6 protein-coding genes and 1 pseudogene are annotated in these 6,529 nt (G+C 66.7%); 5 read left to right on the forward strand and 2 right to left on the reverse strand.

From position 1 onward, the window contains the following. Positions 1–548: 548 nt before the first annotated feature. From ABZ070_RS34500 to ABZ070_RS34515, 4 genes are all read left to right on the forward strand, one after another. Positions 549–1,244, forward strand: a complete 696-nt coding sequence (locus ABZ070_RS34500) for a type I-E CRISPR-associated protein Cas6/Cse3/CasE (RefSeq protein WP_356639815.1) — start codon at positions 549–551, stop codon at positions 1,242–1,244. A gap of 280 nt (positions 1,245–1,524) precedes the next feature. Beyond that, positions 1,525–1,899, forward strand: a complete 375-nt coding sequence (locus tag ABZ070_RS34505) for a helix-turn-helix domain-containing protein (RefSeq protein WP_356639825.1) — start codon at positions 1,525–1,527, stop codon at positions 1,897–1,899. Positions 1,900–3,276: 1,377 nt separating this feature from the next. Then, positions 3,277–3,570: a hypothetical protein gene (locus ABZ070_RS34510; RefSeq protein WP_356639817.1), complete on the forward strand. Its 294-nt coding sequence runs from the start codon at positions 3,277–3,279 to the stop codon at positions 3,568–3,570. Positions 3,571–3,893: 323 nt separating this feature from the next. Next, a complete protein-coding gene (locus tag ABZ070_RS34515; protein ID WP_356639819.1) occupies positions 3,894–4,838 on the forward strand; it encodes a GDP-L-fucose synthase in 945 nt (314 codons plus the stop codon). A 149-nt stretch (positions 4,839–4,987) separates the two neighbouring features. On the opposite strand, the pseudogene ABZ070_RS34520 reads toward ABZ070_RS34515, so the two are convergent. Then, positions 4,988–5,221, reverse strand: a pseudogene (locus ABZ070_RS34520) (sugar transferase); the annotation flags it as partial. Between the two features lie 221 nt (positions 5,222–5,442). Here ABZ070_RS34520 and ABZ070_RS34525 point away from each other — a divergent pair. Further along, positions 5,443–5,682, forward strand: coding sequence for a hypothetical protein (locus ABZ070_RS34525; RefSeq protein WP_356639821.1), 240 nt, complete (start codon positions 5,443–5,445; stop codon positions 5,680–5,682). Here the strand turns inward: ABZ070_RS34525 and ABZ070_RS34530 are convergent. Next, on the reverse strand, positions 5,645–6,529 hold an 885-nt coding region (locus tag ABZ070_RS34530; RefSeq protein WP_356639823.1), incomplete at its 5' end, for a hypothetical protein. The genes ABZ070_RS34525 and ABZ070_RS34530 overlap by 38 nt on opposite strands.

Raw genomic sequence — 6,529 nt, forward strand, 5'->3', positions numbered from 1 at the left:
GTCAGACCCCCGCCCTGCGGATACCTCATCCAACCGGCTTACCTCGACGATCACCAACCGTCAGCCCCTACGACAAGACGACTTCAACGTCAGTAATCACGCACGAGGTCGTAAGTCCGCTCGACTGCCCACCGCTTCGGGATTGAGGTGACACCCTGCTCCGGGCGGTGCGGGCGGTGGTCTCCATGTCGATGCCGAGGAAGTGCAGCCCCCAAGAACGACCCCAAAGGTTGTTCAGGGAGGCCTGCTTACACGGGCTGTGGCGAGGCTCAGGGACGACGTCGACTCTCTGGACAGCTACCTACCGCCGCAGGTAGCTGGCATGGCGGCGCGGAAGGTGGCCGACGCCCTCACGTACCCCCAGTCGGCCACGGCATGACGTCATGGGTCGCGGCAGCACTGACCGTCGCGATGGTTTCTTGACCTGTGCTGCGAACTGGTGAGACGGCCAGCTCGATGAAACCTGCTGTGACGTCCCTTTCGTTCTTCCTCTCAGCAGTACTATGCCGCTGCCGCTCGACTACCTAGACGAACGATGGAGTTTCCCTATGAAGGCCGCTGTTCAAGCCGGTGAATCGCACCTTTCGACTGCGAGCGACACTTCTGTTCTGCGCGTGTGGCATAGCAAGCTCGCCCTGTCAGCAAGGGCTTCGGTGGCATGTGAAAGCCCTGAAGTGATGCATCAGCTTGTGACGCGCGGCTGGGGCGACTCACCAATCCGCGAGTCCGACCAGCGCTCCGTCCTGTATGCGGCTGAGCGTAGCCCAACCGATGCGGAACGCGGATGCGGCCTTACCGGTCGGCCTTCCGGCCTTCTTGTCCAATCGGGTGAGGAACCTGATTGGCGTGGGCTTATCCGCGATGGGGTCCTCGCGAGTGCCCACCCGGAGAGGGTGGAACAAGTCTGGCGCAGGGGGGAGAGAGCTGAGCTTCGCGTCAGTGCAAGCCCGTTGGTGAGCAGGAACGGCACGAATGGGAAGCTCGCACGGCGAGAGCTGCTGCGAACGCGTGAAGAATGCCGGACGTGGTTCTGCACCCACCTGAAGCGTGCCGGTTGCACCCCCATCCTCGCGAGCATTGAAGTCGCAGATGCTGAACGCACTCGCGCCCATGGGCGGACCATCACCTTCCGTTCGTTCAGGGCAACCGTGAAGATCTCCGACCCGGAACGCTTTCACGCACTCCTCGTCTCCGGCATGGGGCGCAACCGCGCCTGGGGCGCCGGACTGGTCTTGGCAAGATAGTGCTAAATTCCTCTTTCTCTGGGTATTTGTCCTGGTGGCGGGGTGATTCGGGTGCGGGTGCTGCGGTGGTGCTACGGGCACGGCTGAGCCGTGACGAGATGGGTCGTGCGTCAGCTGTCATGAGCGCGCAAGGCACCGCGTGATCTGGTGCTGCGGGCACGGATGGTCGACTTGAGTTGGTCCGGACAGCGGGTCCCGGCCATCGCGGATGAGTTGAGGTGCAGCGCCAAAGTCGGTCCGCCGCTGGCTGCACCGTTTCAACCGCTTGGGCCTGGAGGGGTTGGAGGACCTGGGTGGACAGGGCCGCAACCGGCGGATCACCAAGTCGGAGCGCTCAAGAATCATCGGCATGGTCAAACAGTCACCTCCAGGCCGGCTGACCGTACAGGCCGGCGGAGTGTCGGCCGCGGCGGATGAGTCCGGGCCGCCGGAGTGGACTCTGGAGGCTCTGGCCGAGGCCGGACGGCTGGGTATCGAGATCGGTCGCAGCCAGGTCCGCCGGATCCTGCTCGCAGAGGGAGTGCGTTGGCGCGCACCCGTTCCTGGACTCGCTCGTGACGCGGGCTTCGAGGGAAAAGGACGCGGATCATCGGGCTCTATACCTGCCCGCCCGACGGTGCGACGGTCTTCTGCGCCGCCGAACTCGGACCGGTGATCCCCCGCACTTTTCGGCGTTGCTGCTAGTCAGGCTCGGACGGTGTGGTCGGAGACAAGGCCGCAATGGCGCGGTAGGTCTCGGGCAGACGGTCGCGGCAGTGGGTGAAGCGGGTCAGTTGTTTCCAGCGTTTGTGGTCGGCGAGGGCATGTTCGACGGTGATGCGGTCCGATGAGTGTCCGTGGCGTCACGTTCCCACTATTCGGCTCTTGCGGACCGCTGAAAATGATGAATGCGTGATAGATCCGGACCGCCTCGTCGTCCGGGAAGCCGACTGTGCGCAGCAGCCACAGGATTCGTCTCGTCGGCCGCCACTTCGTACCCCTTGCCCGTCCCATGGCTGGCGGTCAGCACTGCTGCCGCCTGCGGATGCTCGAGATACGCGGTGAATGCGCAGCCTTGGACACGGCACGCTCCCTCCATCACCGTGACCCAACCCATCTTACGCCAACGTGATTGACGTTAACAGCGGTGAGCGCGTTGGATCGGATCCGACAAGCGGCGCGCCCGCCGGGAACGGCATACAGTCCTTGGCCGTCGGGTGCCACAGGCTGCGATTCCTTCGCTGATCGCAGGGACAGCACGACCATCACGAGGAGATCCAATGCCCGGCAAACGCGAATACACTCTCGAACTGCGGCACGCCCTGAACGGGGGCGCGCAGATCATCCAATCCCTCAGCGGCCAACCGATGTCGTGGACTGACGGAGCATGCCTCTACCGGGGCCGCGAATGCCGGGACATATACATCGCGCGGAAGACGGCCGAGTCATGACCCGCCCTTGGCCGAGGTTTCCGTCGGCGAGTACGCGCAGGATCCCGCCGACAGCCGGGAACCTTTCCCCCCTCCACATCCCCCAGGTACACATCAACGGCCGTGTTTTCTGCTCCACCTGTCGAGCGTGGGGGCCGAGGCAGAGTAAATGGCGTAGTGCGCTCGCCCTCGGAAATTTTCACCACATGACAGGACGGTGGTATCTCAGGGCCGTTCCGAGGTGACCGACCGGGGTTGGCGATTTTCTCCGGCTGGTGGGTTCCACCCGGGTGTCGTACCCGAAGAGAAAAGAAGGACTGACCTGCGAGCTCACCGGCATCACAGATGCATCGGCTTCGGAACGAACCCTCCAACGTCCCGGACCGGCACCACCCCCCGGCTGGGGCAGACAGACCCGGGCGCGCCAGACGGTACCGCCCAGCTGAGCGAGGTCTCTCTCCCCCTGGCCTCGGGCAGCTTGACGCCGGATTTCTCCCCGGCAAGCGGCTCAGCGCGACAGTACCCAAGAGCCCCGCGGAGGACGCTGAACTGGCCGTCGGCGCGGTGCACACGCTCGGCGCCGACCTGATGCTGGTCGTCCCGGGTACCTCGCTCTCCGGGGAGTGGCTGCGGCTCTCCTGGGGCTTGCCGACGCCGGGGTCGAGCTGTTCCTCGCGCCCGGCCTGGTGAAGGTGTCCGTCGAGCGCCTGGCGACCGGATCAGCAGGTGGAATGCCGCTGTTGCGGGCGGCACCGCAGACGAAGGAGGCCGTGCACCCTGTGCTCAAGCAGGTCTTGGACCATAGCGCCGCCCTGCCCGGTACTGCTGACGGTCGCGGTGGCGGTGAAACTCTCCTCGGGTCGGTGCTCTACCTCCATGAGCGGATCGGCCTGGGCGGGCGCCCGCTCGTGATGTGAAAGTTTCCGCAGTATGCGGGTGGGCACCGACCGCCAGAAGGCCCAGCTGGCCCAGGGGACGACCGGCGCACCAGGCCGTACACCAGTAGCCCTTCGACAGCAGCAGCTCCGCCAGATACGAGCCGTCCTGCCAGTTACGCCGGTGATCAGCGCGGTCTTGGTCATGCGGTGTCCCCTTCCCTGCCGGATCCGCCCAGCGGCGGATCCGGTTCTTGCGCCCGCGGACGCGGCTATATGTCGTGAACGTTGTGAACCATAGGAAAAGTCGTCCGAATTATGGATATGACCGTATGGATCACGCGACACCTGGCATGATCCGATCCATGACCGCATCGCCTCTGCCCGAACGTGCCCGTGTCTTCGTCGCCGGCCACCGAGGCCTGGTGGGCTCCGCCGTGGCCCGCAGGCTCGCCGCCGACGGGCACGAGGTGATCACACGTACCCGTGCCGAACTGGATCTGCGTGACGCTGCGCGCACCGCTGCGGAACTGGCCGCCCTGCGCCCCGACGCGGTGGTGCTTGCCGCCGCGAAGGTCGGCGGCATCATGGCCAACAGCAGTCAGCCGGTGCAGTTCCTGGAGGAAAACCTCCAGATCCAGCTCAGCGTGATAGCTGGAGCCCACGCAGCGGGTGTGGGCCGCCTGCTTTTCCTGGGGTCGTCGTGCATCTACCCTAAGCACGCTCCCCAGCCGATCACCGAGGACGCGCTGCTGACCGGCCCGCTGGAACCCACCAACGAGGCGTATGCCCTCGCGAAGATCGCGGGCATCGTCCAGGTGCAGTCGTATCGGCGACAGTACGGCGCCTCGTACATCAGCGCCATGCCGACGAACCTTTACGGGCCCGGTGACAACTTCGACCTGGAGGCCTCTCATGTCCTGCCCGCCCTGATCCGCCGCTTCCACGAGGCGGCGGCAAAGGGAGGCGAAGAGGTCGTGCTGTGGGGCAGCGGCACCCCGCGCCGGGAATTCCTGCACGTGGACGATCTCGCCGCGGCCTGTGCGCTGCTGCTGCGCTCCTACGACGGCGACGAGCCGGTCAACGTCGGCTGCGGCAGCGACCTCACCATCCGGGAGCTGGCCGGGACGGTCGCCGAGATCACCGGTTTCACCGGCCGGATTGCCTGGGACACGACCCGGCCCGACGGTACCCCGCGCAAGCTGCTCGACATCTCCCGGCTGGCGGGGCTCGGCTGGAAGCCGGCGATCCCACTGCGGGACGGTATCGCCGCGACGTACGCCCACTGGCGCGACGGCCTCAAAGGCTGACGGATCCCGCTGTCGCCGGGCCTGGGGTGCCGGAGTGCTGTGCGGGCCACGACGGCTCTCTCAGGACGTTCCGCGACCGTCAACGACGGCGCGGCCGTACGGGCCATGACGTCGACATCACTGGTGAAGGAGCAGTTGTCGACGTAGCTGAGATCCAGCTGGACGGTCTCGTCCCAGGACAGGTTGGAGCGCCCGCCCGCTGTTCTGCCACAGCCCGTCATCCCCGGCCTGACGGTCAGCCGCCGCCATTCGTCAGGCGTGTAGTAGGCCACCTCGTCGGCGAGCGGTGACCGCAGGCCCAGCAGGGCATGTCCCCCGTGAAGACGTTGACAAGCTGGGGGCGGTTCGCCGAGCGAGGTGCGGCCCAGCAGTGGCCGACCCATGTGACCCCAGGATCGCGGCGTATCTTGAATATCAGCCCGTCGTTCTCGTTCTCAGCTTCAACAGGATCGAGGCACATCTACCAGGGCTCGCAGAAGGCCGAGCGCACCTTCATGCTGCACGCCGACCTCACAAAACGAGGACACCCCTTTCCAACGGCGAAGCCCGTACAGGGCCGCGAAGGTCTTCGCCGAAGAACCACCCGCCGTGCCCCATGGACGCCATGATCGGCGCACTCATCGCCGGGGACCTGCCGGACGCCGGCGCCGCGATCAAGGAGCTGTGCCCGAAGCAGCAGCCCCTGCTGGTCTCCGCCGCGACGGTGGGTCTCCGGCGGCACACAGAAGAACCGGAGCCTGGCACCTACCGGGCACTCACCGTTGCCAAGGCTGTACCTGGCAAGCAGGGATCGATACTGCCGCCGGTCAGCCTGCAGGGACCGCCGAAGCGGGCGCGGCCGTAGACCGCTTCTCCGCGGGCAGCCGTACGACCCGGGTCCAGGCCGCCACCGCCTTCAGCGCGGAGCCCGCGGCCATTCCCCATGCCGCACCCAAGGCCGACCCGGTCAGCAAGTATCCGCCGACCATGAGGACGACCGATAGCAGCGAGAACAGCACCTGCACCGACAGGGTTGCGCGCGGGCTGAGCACCCGGAGGGTCACCAGGGCGCAGGTACCCAGGCCCATCACCGCGTACTGGGCGCCCGTGGCAGGCAGCAACGCGGCCGTCGTCTGCCATGTGTCACCGAGCAGCCCGCGTCCCACGCCGTCAGGAAGGGCGTAGAGCACCAGTCCCCAGGCGCAGCCGACGGCACAGAGCAGAAGACCCAGCATGGCCGCGGCACAGGCGGTGGCCCGACGGCCACCGAGACGGCTCAGCAGCGGCGGCCCAAACGCGTTGACCGAGTTGAACAGCACGTTGAGCGGGCCGAAGAGGGCGGTGGCACCGCGCAGCGCTCCAACCGCCAGCGGAGCTGCGAACAGTCCAAGGCCCAGCACGGCGAGCTGGCTGGAGGCGTTGCCCACGGCGAATTCGATCACGAAGCGCTGTCCTAGGTGCCCCCGGCGCACATACGGCCGCAGATCGGCGCGGGCCCCGCGCACATGGGGCCACAGCAGGCGCAGGCCGAGCAGCAGGGCGGGCACAGCCGACAGTCCCCAAACGGCCACGAGCAGCCCCGGGGTGGTGTACTGCGGCTGGAGCAGCAGCGCGGGCACCACGCACAGCAGGCGCAGGCTGTCGGCGGCCAGTGCCAGACCGGGGCGTTGCAGGGTCGAGAACGCGTACCGGAGTACGTCCTGGACCAGCAG

It is taken from the genome of Streptomyces sp. NPDC006283, from assembly GCF_040613325.1.
Classification (GTDB): Bacteria; Actinomycetota; Actinomycetes; order Streptomycetales; family Streptomycetaceae; genus Streptomyces.